This is a genomic window from Parapedobacter sp. ISTM3 (assembly GCF_016533505.1).
GTDB lineage: Bacteria > Bacteroidota > Bacteroidia > Sphingobacteriales > Sphingobacteriaceae > Parapedobacter > Parapedobacter luteus.
Genome location: NZ_JAENGN010000026.1, coordinates 1 through 19,637, shown reverse-complemented (window position 1 = coordinate 19,637; position 19,637 = coordinate 1). Strand labels below are relative to the sequence as shown.

22 protein-coding genes are annotated in these 19,637 nt (G+C 47.0%); 14 read left to right on the top strand and 8 right to left on the bottom strand.

All coding sequences use genetic code 11. The annotated features are described in order from the left end of the window. Positions 1-24: 24 nt before the first annotated feature. Together JHJ32_RS21685 and lpxK are read right to left on the bottom strand one after the other, a co-directional pair. Positions 25-561, bottom strand: a complete 537-nt coding sequence (locus JHJ32_RS21685; RefSeq protein ID WP_233632799.1) for a 5'(3')-deoxyribonucleotidase — start codon at positions 559-561, stop codon at positions 25-27. A gap of 146 nt (positions 562-707) precedes the next feature. Further along, positions 708-1,769, bottom strand: a complete 1,062-nt coding sequence (lpxK, locus tag JHJ32_RS21680) for a tetraacyldisaccharide 4'-kinase (RefSeq protein WP_200122644.1) — start codon at positions 1,767-1,769, stop codon at positions 708-710. A gap of 490 nt (positions 1,770-2,259) precedes the next feature. Here lpxK and mqnB point away from each other — a divergent pair, with 490 nt between their 5' ends. The 6 genes from mqnB to JHJ32_RS21650 all read left to right on the top strand — a co-directional run bounded on the left by mqnB (position 2,260) and on the right by JHJ32_RS21650 (position 6,955). After that, positions 2,260-2,898, top strand: coding sequence for a futalosine hydrolase (gene mqnB, locus JHJ32_RS21675; RefSeq protein WP_233632798.1), 639 nt, complete (start codon positions 2,260-2,262; stop codon positions 2,896-2,898). Positions 2,899-2,985: 87 nt separating this feature from the next. Continuing rightward, positions 2,986-3,972, top strand: a complete 987-nt coding sequence (locus JHJ32_RS21670) for a pyruvate dehydrogenase complex E1 component subunit beta (protein WP_079718712.1) — start codon at positions 2,986-2,988, stop codon at positions 3,970-3,972. A gap of 165 nt (positions 3,973-4,137) precedes the next feature. Next, the gene (locus JHJ32_RS21665) at positions 4,138-4,575 is read left to right on the top strand and encodes a DoxX family protein (RefSeq protein ID WP_200122642.1); all 438 of its coding nucleotides are present in this window, start codon (positions 4,138-4,140) and stop codon (positions 4,573-4,575) included. Positions 4,576-4,668: 93 nt separating this feature from the next. Then, positions 4,669-5,835 (top strand): PLP-dependent aspartate aminotransferase family protein, encoded by a 1,167-nt coding sequence (locus JHJ32_RS21660; RefSeq protein ID WP_079718714.1) that lies wholly within the window; start codon positions 4,669-4,671, stop codon positions 5,833-5,835. Positions 5,836-5,843: 8 nt separating this feature from the next. Further along, positions 5,844-6,260 carry an OsmC family protein gene (locus JHJ32_RS21655; protein ID WP_079718715.1) on the top strand — a complete coding sequence of 139 codons (417 nt, stop codon included), beginning with the start codon at positions 5,844-5,846 and terminating at the stop codon, positions 6,258-6,260. A gap of 164 nt (positions 6,261-6,424) precedes the next feature. Continuing rightward, positions 6,425-6,955, top strand: coding sequence for a YceI family protein (locus JHJ32_RS21650; RefSeq protein WP_200122640.1), 531 nt, complete (start codon positions 6,425-6,427; stop codon positions 6,953-6,955). 49 nt (positions 6,956-7,004) lie between these two features. Here JHJ32_RS21650 and JHJ32_RS21645 read toward each other — a convergent pair whose 3' ends face one another. Both JHJ32_RS21645 and JHJ32_RS21640 read right to left on the bottom strand, forming a co-directional pair. Beyond that, on the bottom strand, positions 7,005-8,060 hold the full coding sequence (locus tag JHJ32_RS21645) for a DUF2157 domain-containing protein (RefSeq protein WP_200122638.1): 1,056 nt from the start codon (positions 8,058-8,060) through the stop codon (positions 7,005-7,007). Between the two features lie 52 nt (positions 8,061-8,112). Beyond that, on the bottom strand, positions 8,113-9,303 hold the full coding sequence (locus JHJ32_RS21640) for an aspartyl protease family protein (protein ID WP_079718717.1): 1,191 nt from the start codon (positions 9,301-9,303) through the stop codon (positions 8,113-8,115). A gap of 125 nt (positions 9,304-9,428) precedes the next feature. On the opposite strand from JHJ32_RS21640, the gene JHJ32_RS21635 reads away from it, so the two are divergent. The 4 genes from JHJ32_RS21635 to JHJ32_RS21620 are packed head-to-tail and all read left to right on the top strand — an operon-like array spanning position 9,429 to position 12,083. Beyond that, the gene (locus tag JHJ32_RS21635; protein ID WP_200122635.1) at positions 9,429-10,361 is read left to right on the top strand and encodes a CPBP family intramembrane glutamic endopeptidase; all 933 of its coding nucleotides are present in this window, start codon (positions 9,429-9,431) and stop codon (positions 10,359-10,361) included. A 4-nt stretch (positions 10,362-10,365) separates the two neighbouring features. Further along, positions 10,366-10,584 (top strand): DUF2007 domain-containing protein, encoded by a 219-nt coding sequence (locus JHJ32_RS21630; protein WP_079718719.1) that lies wholly within the window; start codon positions 10,366-10,368, stop codon positions 10,582-10,584. 6 nt (positions 10,585-10,590) lie between these two features. After that, positions 10,591-11,394, top strand: a complete 804-nt coding sequence (locus tag JHJ32_RS21625) for a phosphatidate cytidylyltransferase (RefSeq protein WP_200122633.1) — start codon at positions 10,591-10,593, stop codon at positions 11,392-11,394. Between the two features lie 14 nt (positions 11,395-11,408). Beyond that, on the top strand, positions 11,409-12,083 hold the full coding sequence (locus JHJ32_RS21620) for a DUF2461 domain-containing protein (RefSeq protein ID WP_233632797.1): 675 nt from the start codon (positions 11,409-11,411) through the stop codon (positions 12,081-12,083). 8 nt (positions 12,084-12,091) lie between these two features. On the opposite strand, the gene JHJ32_RS21615 is transcribed toward JHJ32_RS21620, so the two are convergent. Beyond that, positions 12,092-13,291 carry an anhydro-N-acetylmuramic acid kinase gene (locus tag JHJ32_RS21615; RefSeq protein ID WP_200122632.1) on the bottom strand — a complete coding sequence of 400 codons (1,200 nt, stop codon included), beginning with the start codon at positions 13,289-13,291 and terminating at the stop codon, positions 12,092-12,094. A gap of 144 nt (positions 13,292-13,435) precedes the next feature. On the opposite strand from JHJ32_RS21615, the gene gcvH reads away from it, so the two are divergent. Both gcvH and JHJ32_RS21605 read left to right on the top strand, forming a co-directional pair. Further along, positions 13,436-13,816, top strand: coding sequence for a glycine cleavage system protein GcvH (gene gcvH / locus JHJ32_RS21610; protein ID WP_200122630.1), 381 nt, complete (start codon positions 13,436-13,438; stop codon positions 13,814-13,816). Between the two features lie 85 nt (positions 13,817-13,901). Continuing rightward, positions 13,902-14,309 (top strand): VanZ family protein, encoded by a 408-nt coding sequence (locus JHJ32_RS21605; protein WP_233632796.1) that lies wholly within the window; start codon positions 13,902-13,904, stop codon positions 14,307-14,309. Positions 14,310-14,449: 140 nt separating this feature from the next. Here the strand turns inward: JHJ32_RS21605 and JHJ32_RS21600 are convergent, their stop codons facing one another. Together JHJ32_RS21600 and rlmN are read right to left on the bottom strand one after the other, a co-directional pair. Continuing rightward, on the bottom strand, positions 14,450-15,145 hold the full coding sequence (locus JHJ32_RS21600) for a ComF family protein (RefSeq protein WP_233632795.1): 696 nt from the start codon (positions 15,143-15,145) through the stop codon (positions 14,450-14,452). A 6-nt stretch (positions 15,146-15,151) separates the two neighbouring features. Then, the gene (gene rlmN / locus JHJ32_RS21595; RefSeq protein ID WP_200122628.1) at positions 15,152-16,216 is read right to left on the bottom strand and encodes a 23S rRNA (adenine(2503)-C(2))-methyltransferase RlmN; all 1,065 of its coding nucleotides are present in this window, start codon (positions 16,214-16,216) and stop codon (positions 15,152-15,154) included. Positions 16,217-16,440: 224 nt separating this feature from the next. Between rlmN and JHJ32_RS21590 the strand changes: the two genes are divergently transcribed. Beyond that, the gene (locus tag JHJ32_RS21590; protein WP_200122620.1) at positions 16,441-17,616 is read left to right on the top strand and encodes an amidohydrolase family protein; all 1,176 of its coding nucleotides are present in this window, start codon (positions 16,441-16,443) and stop codon (positions 17,614-17,616) included. 72 nt (positions 17,617-17,688) lie between these two features. Here JHJ32_RS21590 and JHJ32_RS21585 read toward each other — a convergent pair whose 3' ends face one another. After that, on the bottom strand, positions 17,689-18,264 hold the full coding sequence (locus JHJ32_RS21585) for a hypothetical protein (protein WP_139378799.1): 576 nt from the start codon (positions 18,262-18,264) through the stop codon (positions 17,689-17,691). Positions 18,265-18,646: 382 nt separating this feature from the next. Here JHJ32_RS21585 and JHJ32_RS21580 point away from each other — a divergent pair. Then, a partial coding sequence (locus JHJ32_RS21580; protein ID WP_200122613.1) for a hypothetical protein occupies positions 18,647-19,637 on the top strand: 991 nt, incomplete at its 3' end.

Genomic DNA, 19,637 nt, shown 5'->3' with positions numbered 1-19,637 from the left:
CCAAGCCGCCTTTCTTTTCTGTTTCTACAATAATAGCCCGGCCACTTCTTTCCAAGTATTCACTCGCTCGTAGCCCGTAATAAGCAGGTTATGAGGCGATGTGAAGAGCAGTTTACGACCATCGAAACGGGCTAAGTTCTTTATGCGATCGTCAATCATGATATCTGCAGCGATGATCTTTTCGCCGGTAAACAAGATATGCGTCCAGGGGATAAAAGGAAAGTGATCACCGAGCCAATCCAACTTATCCTCCAGCGAATTCCTAAACTCCATGGCCGCAGAAACCACATAGACGTTATACCGTTCTTGCAAAGCCTTCACGGTCTCAATGGCATCTTGCATCGGCGGGATATCTCGAAAAAATCCCTTTTCGTTGATGTAGATTTTCCATTGTCCATTAAGGTCATGAGGCAAGTTCTCGTGCAATTCTTTACCTGGCTCCTGATGGATATCCATCGCGATCCCGTAGTCACGGTGATAAAGCGTCAAAAACTTGTGATGGGTATCGGCCAATACCTCGTCCATGTCGATAGCCAAACGGGGCTTGTCTTCGTTATTCATACACACAAAAATAACCTTTATTTGCAAATCGGCAGCGTTCAGCGGCAACTATTTCTCATAAAGCCTGCCCTGCGGAAACGCAAAATAATATATGGCTAACCGGCACATCCAAGGAATGGGGTCTCCGAATCGCTTTGCGCGGCACCTCAATTCTTTAGGGTGTCGTGACAGTAGCTCAGCAGGAGTTGCTGGAGAAGGTCTTCGTCACGCTCCTCAAACTTCACGTGAATCGGCACGACATACACCGGCAAGTCTGTCAATAGGGAATGTAACGCAGGATCCATCAGTCGCTGGGCATCCTTTTCGGTGGTGACCACGAGCTTATTGGAATTGCTGATGTCACGGAACCTACGTATAATCCGCCGCACGGCCGCCGGCGTATAGCGATAGTGATCAGGATAACGGAGATGCACGACTTCCTGTGCTTGCGCCCGGAGGTAATCATACAATGGAGCAGGATTGGCAATACCTGTGACAAGCAGTACGGAACACGTTGCATCAAGCAACGCCGTGTCAGCCCTGTCATCCGGCAGCAATTTAACTGGCGCTCCATAACCAATGCCGCAAAACAGGACCGGTACCTGCCGCGCCGCGGCAAGTGAACGACGAATGCGCTGTTTTTCAGCTTCCGTAGCCATGGGCGGGGTCTTGGTGACCACGATCAGGTCTGCACGACGCCGTTCCCGAAAATCGTCGCGGTAATTGCCCGCGGGAAGCAGCCACTTCGGCAGGCTCATGGATCGATAGTCAAACAGCAAAATTGCAAAACCCGGGCGCAAGGCCCGGTGTTGGTAGGCATCGTCCAGGACGATTACTTCATGCCCACGCTGAAGCAGCAGACGGACACCATGGACACGGTCTTCATCAACCGCCACGGTAAGCCTAGGAAATTTACGTTTGAATTGAAGCGGCTCATCACCGCAACGTTCTGCCGTATCATCTCCAGCTACTTCCAAAAATCCGCGCGTCTGCCGTCCATAGCCTCGGCTTAACGTAGCCACCCGATACCGCCCGCCGAGCAACTTCACCAAATATTCGGTCATGGGGCTTTTTCCAGTACCCCCTACTGCGAGATTGCCGACGACAATGACCGGCTTATCAAATGCCGTGTTGCGGATCCATCCCCAGTCGTAGCATCGATTGCGAATCCAAATAACCAGCCCGTATAACACTGAAAACGGCAATAAAAACGCCCTGAGGTAAGTCATACCCAGCAAACTTAGCTAAATCAGGCATTAAAAACAATTATCGCGGCCAGCTTTGGCAATGCGATGTTACGAAATGCTATACTACTGGCCAATCCGGTGCAGTTGAAACCTTACGATAGTTTCAGGGCAACCTCATTTAAAAATATCAGCGGATTTATTTTTCTTAGAACATCGTTAAAAGCAACGCCTTCCGCCATCCCGAGGCCTTCGATGTGATCTCCCGTTGGCGGCCTAATTTAGGCAGGTTCCCGCTACTCATGGCTTAAGTCAGCCTTACCCCAAAGTTACACAAAACAGTACATCAGTATGAATATAAGTCGTCTTTTCGTTTTAGTTTATTCGGTTAACAACCGAGCAAGATCCGAACATGATCCGAACAAATACCGAATAAAATCCGAGTGAAAGATAAGGTAGGTGTAAGCAAGGGGTAGGAAAGAAGTACTACAGGGGTAACACAATAGCGCATATTCATTTTTTTGCGTACATTCGTATGGAAAAGCAGATGAATGTATTGGTCATAGCCGCAACGGAAGAAGAGATCCAACCCTTCATCCACTCGCACGTCGAACCGCGCAGCAGCATCGAGGTATTGGTCACAGGCGTAGGGATGGTAGCTACGTCTTTTGCATTGGGTCAAAAGTTAGCTGCTACCCCCCATTACGACCTGTTGCTTAACGTAGGTATTGCCGGAAGCTTTAAGCGCAGCATCGCACTTGGTGAAGTAGTGTATGTATATCAGGATACCTTTGCCGAATTGGGCGCCGAAGACGGAGAGCAGTTTGTGGATAGCGTTGCACTTGGCTTAGCTAAGCACACCTTTCAGGGTGCTTTGGCGCCCGATTATCCAGCGTTTCAAGGGCTGCGACAGTGCCGCGGCATCACCGTAAACACCGTGCACGGCCATGAGGAAACGATTGATGCGATAGCTCAACGACTAAATCCAGCGGTAGAAAGTATGGAAGGAGCTGCAGTTTTCTATGCAGCCCACCAAGCAGGGCTGCCGGCCATACAGATAAGGGCTATCTCAAACTATGTGGAACGCCGTAACAAGGCAAGCTGGCAGATACCGCTGGCCATCGAAAACCTGAACCGTTGGCTGAAGGTATTTGCCAATTCCATCGATCGTTAATACACAAAAATTTGACAAGCAGGGGCAAAAAATATCAATTTTTTGTAGTAGGTTTGCGTGCTAGAAAATTTTGACACGATACAACTGATGAGAGAAATACAATTCAGAGAAGCGCTTCGCGAGGCAATGAGCGAAGAAATGCGCAAAGACGAAAAAATCTTCTTGATGGGCGAGGAAGTGGCCGAATACAATGGAGCATACAAGGTAAGCCAAGGTATGCTCGATGAGTTTGGGCCAAGACGTGTCATAGACACCCCCATCTCCGAACTCGGTTTTGCAGGCATCGGTATCGGTGCAGCGATGAATGGCCTGAAGCCCATCATCGAGTTTATGACGTTCAATTTTTCATTGGTTGCCATCGATCAGGTCATTAACTCTGCTGCCAAAATGTATTCGATGAGTGGCGGCCAATTTCCTATCCCCATGGTATTCCGCGGGCCAACGGGAAATGCCGGCCAATTGGCAGCGCAGCATTCGCAGAATTTTGAAAATTGGTATGCCAATACCCCGGGCCTTAAGGTCGTTGTGCCAGCCAATCCTTATGACGCAAAGGGTCTGCTGAAACAGGCTATTCTTGACCCGGATCCGGTCATCTTCATGGAATCAGAGGTGATGTATGGCGACAAGGGTGAAGTACCAGAAGAAGAATATTATTTAGAGCTGGGTAAAGCGCACACGGTCAAAGAAGGCAACGACGTGACCATTGTAACATTTGGCAAGATGCTGCCCCGGGTAGTAGAGCCTGCAGTAGAAGAGCTGACCAAGGAAGGCATCGACGTCGACTTGATTAATCTTCGAACAGTGCGCCCCATCGATTACGGTGCCATTATCAATTCCGTAAAGAAGACCAATCGTTTGGTTATTGTAGAAGAGGCGTGGCCTTTGGCATCCATATCTTCCGAAATTGCGTATAAAGTACAGCGCGAGGCCTTTGATTATTTAGACGCCCCGGTAGTACGCCTTACATCCGCTGATGTACCCCTGCCTTATGCCCCCACATTACTCCAGGCGGCACTACCCAATGTTTCTCGCGTAGTTAAGGCGGTAAAAGAAGTGATGTATATCAAGAAATAAGATATCCCCGAAATCTTTTGACGTTTAAGCATAGCCTGCCCAAACAAAGGGCAGGTTTTTTTGTTATAAAACAATAACAAGCATAACTGTGCTTTGCCGCTGGTCTTCCAGCTATTTAACTAGTTCACCAATCAAGTCACCAATTAACCTGAAAGGAGGTCATCTATGAATGTCATCGAAAAAATCGAACATTGGGGAGACACACATCACCCCCGGTGGTTAGATATACTCCGTATTGCTTTGGGAATTGTGATTTTTCTCAAAGGCGTAACCTTTCTCTCAAACACGGAGTCCTTGAGGCGATTAATCGAGGAGACCCACATCCAGATTTACACTTGGGGAGCCGTACATTATGTCGCTTTTTCACATTTGGTAGGTGGTATTCTGATAGCTATCGGGCTCTTAACTCGGGTGGCAATTGGTTTTCAGCTGCCGATTCTTTTCGGCGCGGTATTTTTCGTCAATATCACGCAGGGCCTTTCATTCCTTAATTCGGAACTATGGATCTCCATCGTGGTATTGATGTTGCTGATCGTTTTCTTTGTGGTGGGTTCAGGCCCTTATTCACTCGATCACCAAATGCGGCAACGGAAGGGCTATTAACCCTCCGGCAATTATTCTTTTTGCACCGCCTCCCTCAATGCTGGTTTGCATTTCCCCATAACTTTGGCTAAGTTTGTGCGACTAAAATTTGACATGAACGAACAAACAAAGGCCATCCGGGAGCAGGCCGATCGATCTTCCTTTCGTGAGCATGCAGTACCGCTTTACCTGACTTCCAGCTTTATTTTCGACAGTGCCGAGCAGGGGCGTGCAATATTTGCCGAAGAGGAAGAAGGCAATGTATATTCACGTTATTCAAACCCCAACACCACAGAATTTATCAACAAGGTATGTGCCATGGAAGGAGCCGAAGCGGGGTTGGCTTTTTCTTCCGGAATGGCTGCGGTCTTTACTTCATTTGCGGGATTGCTAAAAAGCGGAGACCATATCGTTTCTTGTCGTGCTATATTCGGATCAACCCATCAACTTTTTACAAAGCTATTCCCCCGTTGGGGCATTACCACGACCTACGTCGATGCCGCAAAACCGGAGGACTGGGAGAAAGCAATACAGCCAAATACTCGGATGATCTTTTTGGAAACCCCGTCTAATCCGGGGTTGGAGCTTGTTGATCTGGAGTGGCTGGGCAAATTCAAGGAAAAATATCCCGATATCATTCTTAATGTAGACAACTGCTTTGCAACGCCGTACTTGCAAAAGCCCATCCAATACGGCTTTGACCTGGTCAGCCATTCGGCCACCAAATACATGGATGGCCAAGGCCGGGTGTTGGGCGGTGTAGTGGTAGGCAAGAAAGCTTTAATCGACGAACTGATGTTTTTTATCCGCCATACCGGACCCGCACTATCTCCCTTCAATGCCTGGGTACTTTCTAAGAGCTTGGAGACTTTGGCCCTACGGATGGATCGTCATTGTAGCAACGCCTTGGCAGTGGCTGAAGCACTGGAAGCGCACCCCGAGGTCGAAACCGTGCGCTATCCGTATCTTCCGTCACACCCTCAATACGCCTTGGCCAAAAAACAGATGCGGGGAGGAGGCGGCATTGTCACGTTTGTCATTAAGGGCGGATTTGACCGAGCCAAAAGCTTTCTTGATGCGCTCAAGATGATACGTATCACATCCAACTTGGGCGACTCCCGTAGCATTGCGACACATCCGGCCTCCACCACGCATTCTAAACTGACGGAAGAAGAACGGCTGCAACTGGGCATACAGCCCGGTAGTATACGGATATCCGTAGGATTGGAAGATGTTACCGATATCAAAGCGGATCTTATACAAGCGTTGAACCATAGTTAATAGGCATAATGAAAATATCACTAAAACGAGCGAACGATGCCGTGCACTTCGAAGGCACCAGCAATACCACGGAGGTAAAAATACACATCGACGGTTCGCCGGATATCGGTGGCGAAGGCCTGGGCGCACGTCCCATGGAATTAGTGCTGATGGCGCTGGGATCGTGCAGTGCGCTGGATTTGGTCAATATTCTCAAAAAACAACGTCAGCAAATCGAGGACCTGGATATCCATGTAGAAGGCCAACGGCGGGAAGAAATCCCCAATATCTTTACTTCCATCCACATCGCATTTTATCTCAAGGGTGAAATTGACCCAGCCAAGGCCGAAAAGGCCGCTGAATTGGCCGTCAAAAAGTATTGTTCGGTGCATGATATGCTTGCCGCCGGCGGCGTTGCTATCACCTACACTGTCGAAGTCCAGTAGATAGATTACTCCTCAAATAGTAGTATCCAGCCTACTGTCCCAATGTCTCTATGATTTTTACAAAGCGGAATGCTTCGCGTTTTTTTTAAAACTTAACCTATTTCAATATATGTTCAAACATTGATGTGTATTTTTGTGTTATAAAACATATAAGCAAAAAAACTATGGCAACGACATGGAAATTGGACCCTACCCACTCCGAGGTAGCATTCAAGGTAAAACACTTGGTGATCACTACAGTTACCGGTTACTTTCGTTCGTTCGACGGAACGGTCGTGACGGAAGATGAATCGGATTTTACGACCGGAAAAGTGAACTTTACTATCGATACTTCGAGTATCGACACCAATCAGGCACAACGCGATGAGCATCTGAAGTCAGCTGACTTCTTTAACGCTGCCCAATATCCTCAGATTTCGTTTACGTCAACCGCTATCGAAGAAAAAAGCGACAGCGAATTTATCCTCCGGGGTGACTTGACCATGGGTGATACCACCAAACCCGTAACGTTTGATGTGGAATTTGGTGGAACAGTAACCGATCCATACGGTAATTTCAAAGCTGGTTTCGAAGTATCCGGAAAAATCAGCCGGAAAGAATTTGGCCTTACCTGGAGCGCCGTAACCGAGGCGGGGGCAGTAGTAGTCAGTGACGACGTAAAGATACAGGCGAGCGTACAGTTTGTAAAACAATAACAATAACCCGTATCAGTCCCGTAAAGCCTTATCGTGTACATTCGTAACGCTATAAGGCTTTCTTTTTTTCCTGACCGCTCCAAACCCGCTCTGCCCAACGACCGATATACCAGAAAGAAGCGGCCAATAGGAGAAAAAAGACTGCACGATTGATGTTATCCCATAAATATTCGAAAAACCGGGTATAGATGTTGATGATGAAGAAAACAATACCAAATTCGCGGGCAACATTGTCTTGACGTTTCAGACCATACCAAGCCAACCCCAGTGACACAGCCGAAGACAGCAGCCCCCAGTAGAAAATGTGCCACTGCCGCACCTGTGACCATTTGTCCATGTCACTGTAATTGCCAAAAATGGACAGCAGCCATAGCGCAACCATCAGATAAGTAAGCCCGATCACATAGCTAATCTGCCGAAAGGGTTCCAACTGCTTGATGCGGGGTTGTAAAAAAACCGCAAATGCCGTAAGCAAAGCACCAAACAATGTAAACCGCAACGGATAATTCATTCCCCAAAAGTGAAACCCCCAATTGCTATGGTAGGCAGTCTCCGTTGCAAACCACACGCCAAAGCTCACCAATGTGAATACCCAAATCAACCGCGATGACAGCTTCACGGATAATACGCCATAAATTACGACAGAGGCGAGAAACAGGAGCGAGAAATGCCCCGATCCCTTATCGATAATTTTACCGAGATAACCGATAAATGTAGCCGTAGCAAATACACCCAGCGCCATCAATGCTTCGTTCGTAAAGGTTTTGTCCGGGTGTTTGCGCTTGTTTCTAAATCCCCAAAAGTAGAATAGGAAAGCCAATATTAGACAAAAGATACAAATTACGGTGTCCGGCGTGTCATAAAGCCGTTCAATCCAGCGAATAACCATCTGGTCTGCAAATAGGGACAGAAACGCCAGCACCACGCAGGAAAGCGCTATCCAGAATGCATATTGAGCGAGTCGTTTCCAATCGAAGCCTTTTACTTGGTAGGATTCATTCAGCCGCTTGGCCAACCCGTCGTCTATCAAACCCCGCTGTTGCCAATAATTGATAGCTTCATCCAACGTTTCCTTTTCCTGTTTACTAATGTCCAATTTTTGCACAATAACGCATTTAGCTAAGTTACTACAGCAGAAAGCATACATCGGGCCAAACTTAGCGCAGGCTCTGCACTCGAACACGTACCTCCTTCAATTCAGCGCCACGCCGGATAATCATCCTTAGCCATTTTTTTGCGGTCATGAGCGCCTTTTTATACTGCGCAAAATCTTGGCTTGCATTGTTGCCTATGGCCAATACCACATCTCCCTCCTTCAAGCCCGCAATATCTGCCGGAGAGCCTTTGACGATAGAGCCGATGACAATGGCTCCATTAATATAATACAGCTCCATTCCCGCATACGAATATTCAAACGGCTCCCTGTAAAGTGTATTGGGTTTTAAATAAATCTCGCGCTGCTCATAATTGAAAATCACATTGAACCGTTTAAGAATCTGATTACCGATGAGGCCGCCAAGATAGGGATAGGAGGTCACGTTGAATACATCTTCAAACACCATGGTGGGCACCTTCCGGAAACGGTACGGCCCCAACCTGAAATCCTTAACCAACGTCATCTCCATCGCCAGCTTGCCACCAACACCGTGAGCTTCTACCGGGAACCGCTTGCGCTTCCTACGGACGACGGCGCTGTCCTGCTCAAACTCCTGCGACAATACGAGCGACAAGCCGGCACCAATGTCAAAAAGAAAACGAGAGGTGACTTTGCGGTGGTCACGTACGCGCGCGGATTGTACCGGAAGCGTCCGGATAAATGGCCGGAGCAAATAGCCGCCACGTGGATACTTGATAGGCCCCTGCGAGCAGATTTCGATTTCACGGACATCATAGTCGATCTTCAGAATATACCGGCTAAACAACGAATACCCTATAACGCCGTCTATTCGGGCTCCATAAACATAAGAAAGAAACTCATAATCGTTGATATGAAAATTTAGGCTATCGATAACGAGTTCATTGAGCTTAAGCTTTTTATTATACAGAAATTGTGCCTTCCGGACGCCAGCTATGCCGCGGATATTGATATTTGATTCCTCAGGCACCAAATTCAACCGATCAGCGGTGGTCGAATCAAGTGATATACCACTGCTTCCTGTGTCTAAGATAAAGGTAAGGGTATCTGGATGGCCTACCAAAACCGCTTTCAGGAGCACAACGCTTTCTGCAGCCATTGAAAAGGGGACAACCGTTAAAGGCTCCGAAGGAGGTCGAATATACTCCTCCTGGGCAGTTGCAGAAAACAAGCCTCCCGCGACAAACAGGATTATAATTGGTAAGGCTTTCATGGTATCGCCTTGATATTAGTTGTTTCCAAACATAGCTAATCTCCCGTATATACACAAGATAAACGGCTTGTTTCCGAGTGTCAGCTTCAATGCGTATCTTCATCCCCAAAATAACAAGCGTGCCAATGACCGATCACAATACTTTTTCGAGCGGTGTCCAGCGCCATGGTGAAAATCATCCCATGGTGTCGTTAATTCTGCTATTGACCTTGGTTTTCGCTGGAGCTATTATTTTTGGCGTACTTTCGGTTTTTGTAGGGCTTGCCACCACAAATCCCTCGGCGGATATCGGTCAGCTCTTATCAGGGAATGCCGCCAATACCGATTTTATCAAGATCGTGCAAGCGGGGTCCAGTATTGGCATGTTTGTTATCCCTGCCTTACTAATGCGCGTAGTGGAAAAGCGGAGATACCGTTATCTCGATTTCGATACGCAGGTGAATCCTATGCTGTGGTTGATCGTCGTTGGCATTATGTTTTTTTCTGCTCCAATTTTTGAGCAAGCGATTAAACTCAACGAGCAGATGAAACTTCCCGAAGCACTCGCCGGTATAGAGAACTGGATGAAAGCCAAGGAAGCGGAACTCGAGCGGCTCACGAACCAGTTGCTCGCCGACACCACATATTCAGGGTTGTTTATCAACTTGATTGTTGTCGCAGTAATCCCTGCAATCGGCGAAGAATTCATTTTCCGGGGCTGCGTGCAGGGTATATTGGTCCGCTGGCTGAAAAACCCACATGTGAGCATTTGGCTCACCGCTATCATTTTCAGCGCCATACACTTGCAGTTTTATGGTTTTCTGCCTCGTATGCTGCTGGGTGCGTTATTTGGATACTTGCTCTTTTGGGGTAAAAATATCTGGCTTCCGGTATTGGCCCACTTCCTCAATAACGCTGCTGCTACCATCTCGGCTTTTTATCTACGGCGGCAGGGCAAATCTCTCGACGACATGGACCTGAGCGCACAAATTCCCACATACTTTTATTTCCTTAGCTTTGTACTCACTGCGGTTTTGCTATATCAGTATTACAAAACGACCATGGTAAGAAACGCCTAACATTATGGAAAAACACTGGATTAAACTTTTGGTTACCACCAACGCTATTCAGGCCGAAATAACGAAGCAAATGCTTGAAGAACATGGTGTGCCAGCAGTGATTATCAACAAACAAGACTCGTCCTACCGTTTCGGCCAAATAGAACTCTATGTGCATGAGTCGAAAGAAGCTTCTGCGCGCGGTTTGATAGCGGAAATTGAACAAGGAGACAGCGAAGTATAAGCAACTATGAGAATACGAGCAATTACTGCCCTTTTTTTTGTCCTCGTCGTATTGGGATCTATCCTATGGAGTGTATACCTATTTACGATTTTTTTTATCATGCTCAGCACTTACTGCTTGCAGGAGTTTTACCGAATAGTTGCCGATGAAACCGGTAAACCAAACAGATGGGTAGGAATATTGCTTGGAGTGCTTGCTTTTGGGCTATACGCTGCACACTACCTCGCGGGCCTGTCGATGGCTTATCTACTATTGACCGCCCCGTTGATAGCCATCGTTTTTATCGTATCGCTGTATCAGAAGCGCGCGAAACCATTTGCTGACATCGCTTATACGCTGTTAGGTGTAGTTTATATCGTCCTACCTTTCGTATCGTTTTATACATTGGGCTTCACGGCAACGGAAGCCTACGATTACCGCTTGCCTTTAGGGTTTATGCTCATCCTTTGGGGAAACGATACCGGTGCATACTTAGTAGGAAGGTATTTTGGCAAGCACCTTCTCTTTGAACGCATATCGCCAAAAAAAACATGGGAGGGCCTTGCAGGTGGCGTTGGGCTGGCGCTGATCACGTCATTGGTAATGGCCAATTATTTTACACTATTACCCACGTGGCAATGGGTTGGGGTAGCATTGATTATTTCTATATTCGGTACCTACGGCGATCTTGTTGAATCGATGCTCAAACGGAGTCAACAAGTAAAAGATTCCGGCTCGGTTTTGCCTGGGCATGGAGGGTTGCTCGACCGATTTGACGGGTTGCTACTCGCTGCTCCAGCCGTGCTTGCATTTCTTAAAATCGTTTTATAACTCAGCAACCGTATATGAAAATAAGCATACATCCTAACACATTCGGTTTTCTCGAAGCAATCAAGGACAACAACAACAAAGAATGGTTTCAGGCGAACCGCGAAGCGTATGAGCATGCTTGGCAGAACATGAAAGATTTTACCGAAGCAGTTATTCAGGGACTCGCGCAGACAGATCGATATATTTCGAGCGATATTCCGGTAGTCAAGTGCCTGTTTAGAATCTACCGTGATACGCGGTTCAGTAAAGACAAAACTCCCTATAAAACATGGCTCGGTGCCGGTATATCCACCGCTGGACGCAAGCTGAACGGCCCGGAATACTACTTGCACATTCAGCCCGGCAACAGTTTTGTCGCAGGCGGATACTGGCGCCCCGAAAAAGAACATTTAGCAGCAATCAGGCAGGAAATCGACTACAATGGTGCCCGTCTATTGAAGTTATTGGATGAACCCGCATTCAAAAAACACTGCCAATTGGATAGTCAAGATAAACTGAAAAGAGCTCCTGCTGGATTTGGCGAAGACAATCCTTTTATCGAATTGATCAAACTAAAAAGCTTTACGGTATCTGAACCACTTTCGGATGAAGAGCTATCGGGGGCCAACGGTTTGAGTACCGTACTCCAAGCATTTAGCCGGATGTATGGCTTTAAGCTTTTCCTTCACGAGGCGCTTGGCGAAGAGTAGTCTATCGCTTATTCAGGGAAACTGATTTTGCCCATGCACACGGCTGGCGAATCTTGAATGGCTCCGGCGTTTGCAGCGTCCCCCGCAACGGTTTCGTTGGCCAACACGGCAAATAACGCTGCTTCCTTCGCGTCAGGCAACAACCCTAGCGCGTCAAACGAAGACACTTGTGTCATCCTATCCAGGCCTTCACTTATCCCTTGCATTAGCAACGGATTATGCAGTCCTCCGCCACTGACATACACCTTTAAATTGCCGTACAAATGCGCTACCTGCTGAATGGCCAAAACGATGGCTTTGGCCGAAAAAGCACTTAAAGTAGCCATCACGTCGCCTGGCGGCAACCGTTCTGTAGCTGAAACCTTCTGTGCATCGGTGATATACTGAAGGTTAAACAACTCAGGGCCGGTAGTCTTGGGAAAAGGCTTTTCAAAGAAAGGGTGTGCCAGCAACGCCGTTAGCAGTGGTCCATTAACCGAGCCTGCGGCGGCAAGCCGGGCGTCTTGATCAAACTCCTCGCCCAGTTTGGCCTGCATATATTGATCCATCAGCGTATTTCCCGGCCCGACATCCGTAGCAAAACAATACCCCCCGCTCTGAGTAGCCGGTAGCAACGTAAAATTAGCAATACCGCCGATGTTGAGCAAGACACGAGTCTGGTACTTATCTGCAAACAAAAGGTAATCTCCATATGCCGCTAATGGCGCACCTTCGCCTCCTGCTGCAACATGCTTCTGCCTAAAATCGGATATGGTGATGATACCGGTCGTGATCGCCACATGGTCGCCGTCGCCTATCTGCAGCGTGCTATCTGGATAATCCGTTGCTCCGGTAAGTGATTGTGGCGCATGGAAAACAGTCTGGCCGTGGCTGGCGATAAGATCAATATCTGCATTGGCAACTTCCCACTCACGCAGCGCTTCGTTGACCAGCATGCCATGAACCCGGCCAACCCAAGCGTGAAGACCGCAAAGCAATTGCTGGTCGATATTCCGCTTGGCAAAAACCTTTTTAATCCGCCTGCGAAATTCGCCCGAATAGACCTTCGTAACAAACCGGACAATTTTCAGGGAAGTGTTTCGCCCACTGCCAGTGATTTGACAAAGCGCAATATCTAAGCCATCCATTGATGTCCCCGACATCAGGCCAACAACCTTTCGCGTTTCCTTATTACCGATAGCGTGCAACTTACTGACATATTTGTTCATGATACGATAAAGATAATGGTATTTTGTGGTTTCATCTTATAATTCTATTTTTGAAGAAAATTTAGTCCATGCCCACATGCGTGCCTACATCTGTCAATAAGCAAGCATGTCTGTATAATGATAAAATAGCAAAATTATATTTTAATGACTTTTCCTGCAGATTTAAAGTACACGAAAGATCACGAATGGATTCGTGTGGAAGGCGATGAAGCCGTCATCGGCATTACCGATTTTGCGCAACGCGAATTAGGTGATATTGTATTTGTCGACATTAATACAATCGGTGACGAAGTAGCCCAAAATGACGTTTTTGGCACGATAGAGGCAGTAAAAACGGTGTCTGATTTATTTATGCCGGTCACGGCTACTGTACTCACGATCAATGAGCAAATTGACAGCTCTCCCGAACTGGTCAATCAAGATCCTTATGGCGCGGGCTGGTTGGTGCGGGTAAAACTAACTGACCCTGCAGACGTTGACGGACTGCTCTCCGCCGCAGATTACGAAGCACAGGTAGCTGTTTAAGCTATTAATTATACAAGCAGAACTATAGCACCCGCTTGGTGCTGTAGTTCCTGCCTTTATCTCCTGACAGCGGGCAAAAGAAAACATGAGACATTATATTTGGGCAATATTGTGGGCCGTAGTGATTTTGGTGCTATGTAGTATGCCCTCGGAAAATATAGATGATATTCCTAAATTTCCAGGAATCGACAAGCTGGTACACACAGGCTTTTTCTTTGTCTTTACTGTGCTCCTGTATTATGGAGCTATACGGAAAACAGGGACTTCAAAACCTTCTTGGAATATTTCCATCAGAGTCGTCGTTTTGTCATCATTATTTGCTTTGCTCACCGAGTACCTGCAATGGAAAATTTTCACCTACCGTTCGGCAGAGCCTTGGGATTTATTTGCTGACACAGTCGGTACAGGCATGGGGGTTTTTGCATATCTGCTGTTGCATAACACGTACAGGGTAAGCACGACAACTAACACCGAAACAGCTTCTAAACGATGAGACGCCTTAGGTATGCAATCTTTCGCTTCGTATTAGGGATTATCATATTTTTATCGATCACTTCATGCGGCCTTTTCCGCAAAGGATGTAAATGTCCGCCTGTCCATCGCTACTCTCCCACCCAATCATATTATCCAATGCTACAAGGCTTTAGCGATGGTAACCGCACTGACCTTAGCCGCTCCGGCCTTCAGCAGCACACCGGCACAAGCCTCCATCGTAGCTCCGGTGGTCAGTACATCGTCCACCAATAATACATGTTTGCCCGCAACGGCATCCGGATCACCTACAGCAAACGTTTCTCGCATATTTTCATACCGCTCATAACGGTTTTTTTGAGTCTGGCTCTTCGTAGCATGGCGACGCACTAGGCAGTGTTCGACGATAGGCCGGCACATCGACGAGGAAAGCCCTTTTGCAAAAAAAGCACTTTGATTGTAGCCCCTCTTACGTAGCTTGACCGGATGCAGGGGCACTGGCACAATTATATCGGCCTTATCAAACGGGGATGAGGTTTTAAGTGCCAGCCCATATCGCGTTCCTATGAGCTCCCCTATTTCAGGGCGGTTGCGATATTTCAACTGGTGCAACAGCTGTTTGACACGCGAGCTGTCAACAAAATACACATAAGAAGCAACGGCTTCCAGCTGAACCCTTCCCCAGAGTTGACGTGCACTAACATTCTGTGCATCCTTGTGCCCTTGCGTGTAAGGCATATGGTACCAGCAGTCGGTACAGATGAGGTATTCGCTATGAACAAGCGGCGCATCACACCCCGCACAGGTCTGCGGAAAAAAGAGCGCAATAAAATCTTTGATGTATTGTTGGATGGTCATAAACAATCAAACCGTGGGGCTTGCTGTTTCCTTGATGGCTAATTGGCCACATGCCGCATCGATATCCTTCCCCCTGCTCCTACGTATGTTGGTCACAATCCCTTTCTGCCGGAGATAGTCAGCAAACCTGTCTATTTTGTCTTCTGAAGCATTTTCAAAATCGGCAAAAGCTATCGGGTTATATTCAATGATATTGACCTTGCAAGGTAGATGCTTGCAAAATGCCGCCAGCTCTTGCGCGTCAGCTAAATCGTCGTTGAATCCATTAAATACGATGTACTCATAGGTAACCGGTGTCTTAGTCTTGGCATAATAGTATTTCAGTGCCTCGGCAAGTGCACGCAACGAATTTTGCTCATTGATAGGCATAATTTCATTGCGTTTACGATCGTTGGCCGCATGCAATGACAGGGCTAGATTAAAACGTACTTGATCGTCACCCAACCTTTTGATCATTTTCGCTATGCCCGCTGTAGATACGGTAATCCGCTTAGCCGCCATATTGAGCCCATCGGATGCAGTGATGCGAGCGATCGATGTCAGTACGTTTGCATAATTGAGCAAAGGCTCGCCCATGCCCATATAAACGATATTGGTAAGCGGTTGGCCATAGTGCTCCTGTGCCTGCTTGCTGATAAGCACGACCTGATCATATATTTCATCTGCATTGAGGTTACGTTTGCGATCCATATAACCCGTAGCACAAAACTTACAAGTAAGGCTACATCCCACCTGTGAACTCACACATGCAGTCATCCGATCGGGTGCTGGAATCAACACACCTTCGATAATATTACCATCGTATAGCACAAAGCTGCTTTTTATGGTGCTGTCTGCGCTACGTTGCGCTTGGCGCACTTGAACCGAATTGATGACAAATAGTTGCTTGAGTCTATCACGCAGCGATTTGCTTAGGTTGCTCATTTGGTCGAAATCCGTACATGACTTTTGCCAAAGCCATTCATAGATTTGCTTGGCCCGAAATACCTGCTCACCCATGGACGCCAGCTGTTCACGGAGTTGCTCAAGCGTCAGTTTACGAATATCGATTTTTGCTTTAACACCGACCATGCCACAAAGGTACGGGTTTTTTTGCAGGTATTTTTCTTCCCGTATTTGGTTAAACACTAAAAAAAACACATCTTTGCGGTTGTGTGTTCTTCAAATTAAACCTAGCCTGAATGACGCTATATCTAATTAGCTATATCAACCTGCTGTTCATAGGTCACGGCACTGAAAAAGGCACAATACGTTGGTTTAATTGATGACCGCCAAACATGAAAACCAAACTTACTATGAACACTTTTTTCTCGGCAGATTATGTATTACCAGTCATTGGGGAGGCCGTCAAAAATGGCGTCGTTGAGATCACAGAGAACGGGGTCATCTGCAACATTTATGCGCCAGACGATTCAATACTTGCTGGCAAAACAATTAAAAGGCACAACGGGATAATCGTTCCGGGATTTGTGAATGCTCACTGCCACCTCGAACTGTCGCATATGGCCGGCGTCATTCCCAAGCTTACGGGCCTGGTACCTTTCTTACAACAAGTTATCTCGTTGAGGGCTGCTACTAAACACCAGGTCCAAAAGGCCATGAAAGCCGCAGATAAGCAACTATACGAACACGGCATCGTAGCCGTAGGCGACCACGCCAACACGGCAATCTCTGCGACCATAAAAGCGGATAGTAAAATCCATTATCATACCTTTGTTGAAGTACTCGGATTCGAGACCGAACAAGCCCATCAAAAATTAGCGGAAGCCAAGGATATCGCCAACCAATTTGACAAAAGGGCTACTTCCATAACGGCACATGCCCCATACTCGGTATCCAAAGAACTATTCAAGTTGTTGGATGACGAAGCCGCTAAACTGAAGATGCCGCTAAGTATACATAATCAAGAAAGCGAAGATGAAAACAGATTATTTCGCTACAAGAGCGGTCAGTTTCTGGATTTCTACCAAGCTTTAGGCAGGGAGATTACGGACTTTAAAGCCCAAGCGAGAAATTCTTTACAAACCTTCATGCCCTACCTATCGCGCCAAACCCCAACCCTACTTGTTCATAACACCTACACGTCTGCTAAGGATATTTTTTTCATAGAACGTCAGGGGAGGAACGTCACTTGGTGTTTTTGCCCTAATGCCAACCTATATATTGAGGGCACGTTACCGAAGGTAGGGAATTTCACCCATTACCAGCACAAAATTGCCTTGGGCACTGACAGTCTTGCCTCCAACGATCGGTTATGTATACTTTCTGAGCTAAAAACCATACATCAACACTTTCCCGATCTTTCACTATTGGAAACCATTAAATGGGCCACCATTAACGGCGCAGAATTTCTTGGCATCGCGGCATATTACGGTTCCTTAGAGCGGGGCAAGACTCCCGGGCTTAATCTGCTAAAGCATACCAATGGCCTAACCCTCACGCCTGACACCGAGGTCGTTCGCCTGATTTAAGCTACACATCCTCAAACGTAGACCGGATACTATTTTGCCGAGCAGCCTTTCAAATCATAACACAAAAGGCGCTTAGCTAACCAACACCCAAAACGCCATGCCAAGGGTAGTGCCAAGCAACATACCAACCACTACCTCCTTCCACACATGACGTTTTAGGTGTATCCTTGACCATGCCAGCAGAGGTGCAAACAATAAAAAAACTATCCCGGCTGTGATATTGACATAAAGAATCAAAAAGCCGATGAACGCATGGAAAGCCAAATGCATTGACGCCTTTATTCGCCGATTGACCACCTGAGCCACCATCAATAGCACCAACGAGCATGCGACGGCAAATCGTAGCACACGATCTTGGCCGGTGACCCAAATAATGATGGTAACAGCCAGCAGCAACAGCGTCGTTGCGATAAACCATCTTTGCCGCTGCACACGATCCGAAACGTCCAAATTGGTATATGTTCCCCGCTGTACACCGCGCAACGTCTTCAATCCGATGGGGATGAAGATCCCCCCTACAATCAGCAACGAAAGATAGGTGGCCCTTAACGGGGGTTCTGTACTAAAAAGCAGGAAAACCGCAAAGACCGGAACGGTCAAAAACGGATGCCCAAGTGTAGAGATTAATTTTGCTACGGTTGTTTTCAAGTGACTACGAAAGCTATTCCAGCTGCATTTACCAAGCGAAGGTAACCAAACTTTTGCACGTAAGCAATGGGATAAGGCACTTAACCAACAGCGTCAATTACCGTTCTTCATTTCAAGCGATATTGGTGAAGAAAGTAGTTCTTACAAAAATTGAAAAAATTAACAAGATATTCATTTGTATGTGTCCAAAAACTTCGCATCTTTATGGGCTCATCTACATTTTAACTATGATTTATACATTTTACCATACCATTGTATCAGTGTAACCATATAACGGCGCAACGATGACGTTTGTGCCGCGATATTCAGCCGACGACGTGTCAACCTGAGGAAACGGAGTTCAGCCGCGAAAGTAGCTGTACCTAACGTAATCAACATACCTATGAACAATAGACTACGCCTATTTATAACGCTGTTTATTTTTATCTGCTGTACGGCAACATTTGCCCAGCAAAAAGTAAGAGACAATACCATTCCCGGGTCCGTTTTACCGAATAAAGATGCGCTATTGGAGCTGGAGAGCAACAACAAAGGCTTATTGTTTACTCGGGTCCAATTGCGCCGCGCGGATGATGCTGCTCCGTTGTCGCAGCATCGTTTGGGCATGATGGTATACAATACGGCTACCATCAATGATGTAGTGCCCGGCATATACTACAACAACGGCTCGCGCTGGGTCTTGGTGGCGGCCATAGATGACATCAAGCCCATAAACTACGATTCTGTTCGATATGAACTCACTTTTGTTGATGGGAATGATAAAACACAAGTGATTAATTTAGAAGACGCGGTGAAGGCGTTGGAGACCGTAACGGCGCTGGGATACAACCCGGCCACGCATGTACTTGATTACATCGATGAAGACGGGGTAGCGCATACGTTCGATCTTAATGTTGGAGAACTAACCTACAACGACACGAACAACACGCTTACCTATACCGATCAAGAAAACACACCGGTAACCATCCCACTGAACAATACATCGCTCTCCTATGATCCGGTTTCAGGTGTCCTTCGTTATGTCAACACCTTGGGCGCGCTTGAGGAGTTTGACTTTTCCAACATTGTCGACCGGTTAGAAACCGTAACCACCCTGTCATACGATGCCGATACACACCAGCTCACTTATATAGACGAAAATAAGGTCACCCATACATTTAGCCTTGATGCGGGACGGCTGGCATATGATAAAGCGACGAATACACTCACTTATACCGCTGAGGATGGGACTGAGTTGACGATTCCACTTAATACTACTAATCTCGCGTATGATGCTACTAATGGTATACTTACTTATACCAACTCCCTCGGCCTTGAACAGCCCATCGACCTGAGGGCAATGGTCAAGGCAGAGGAGACCGTCACCGAGCTCA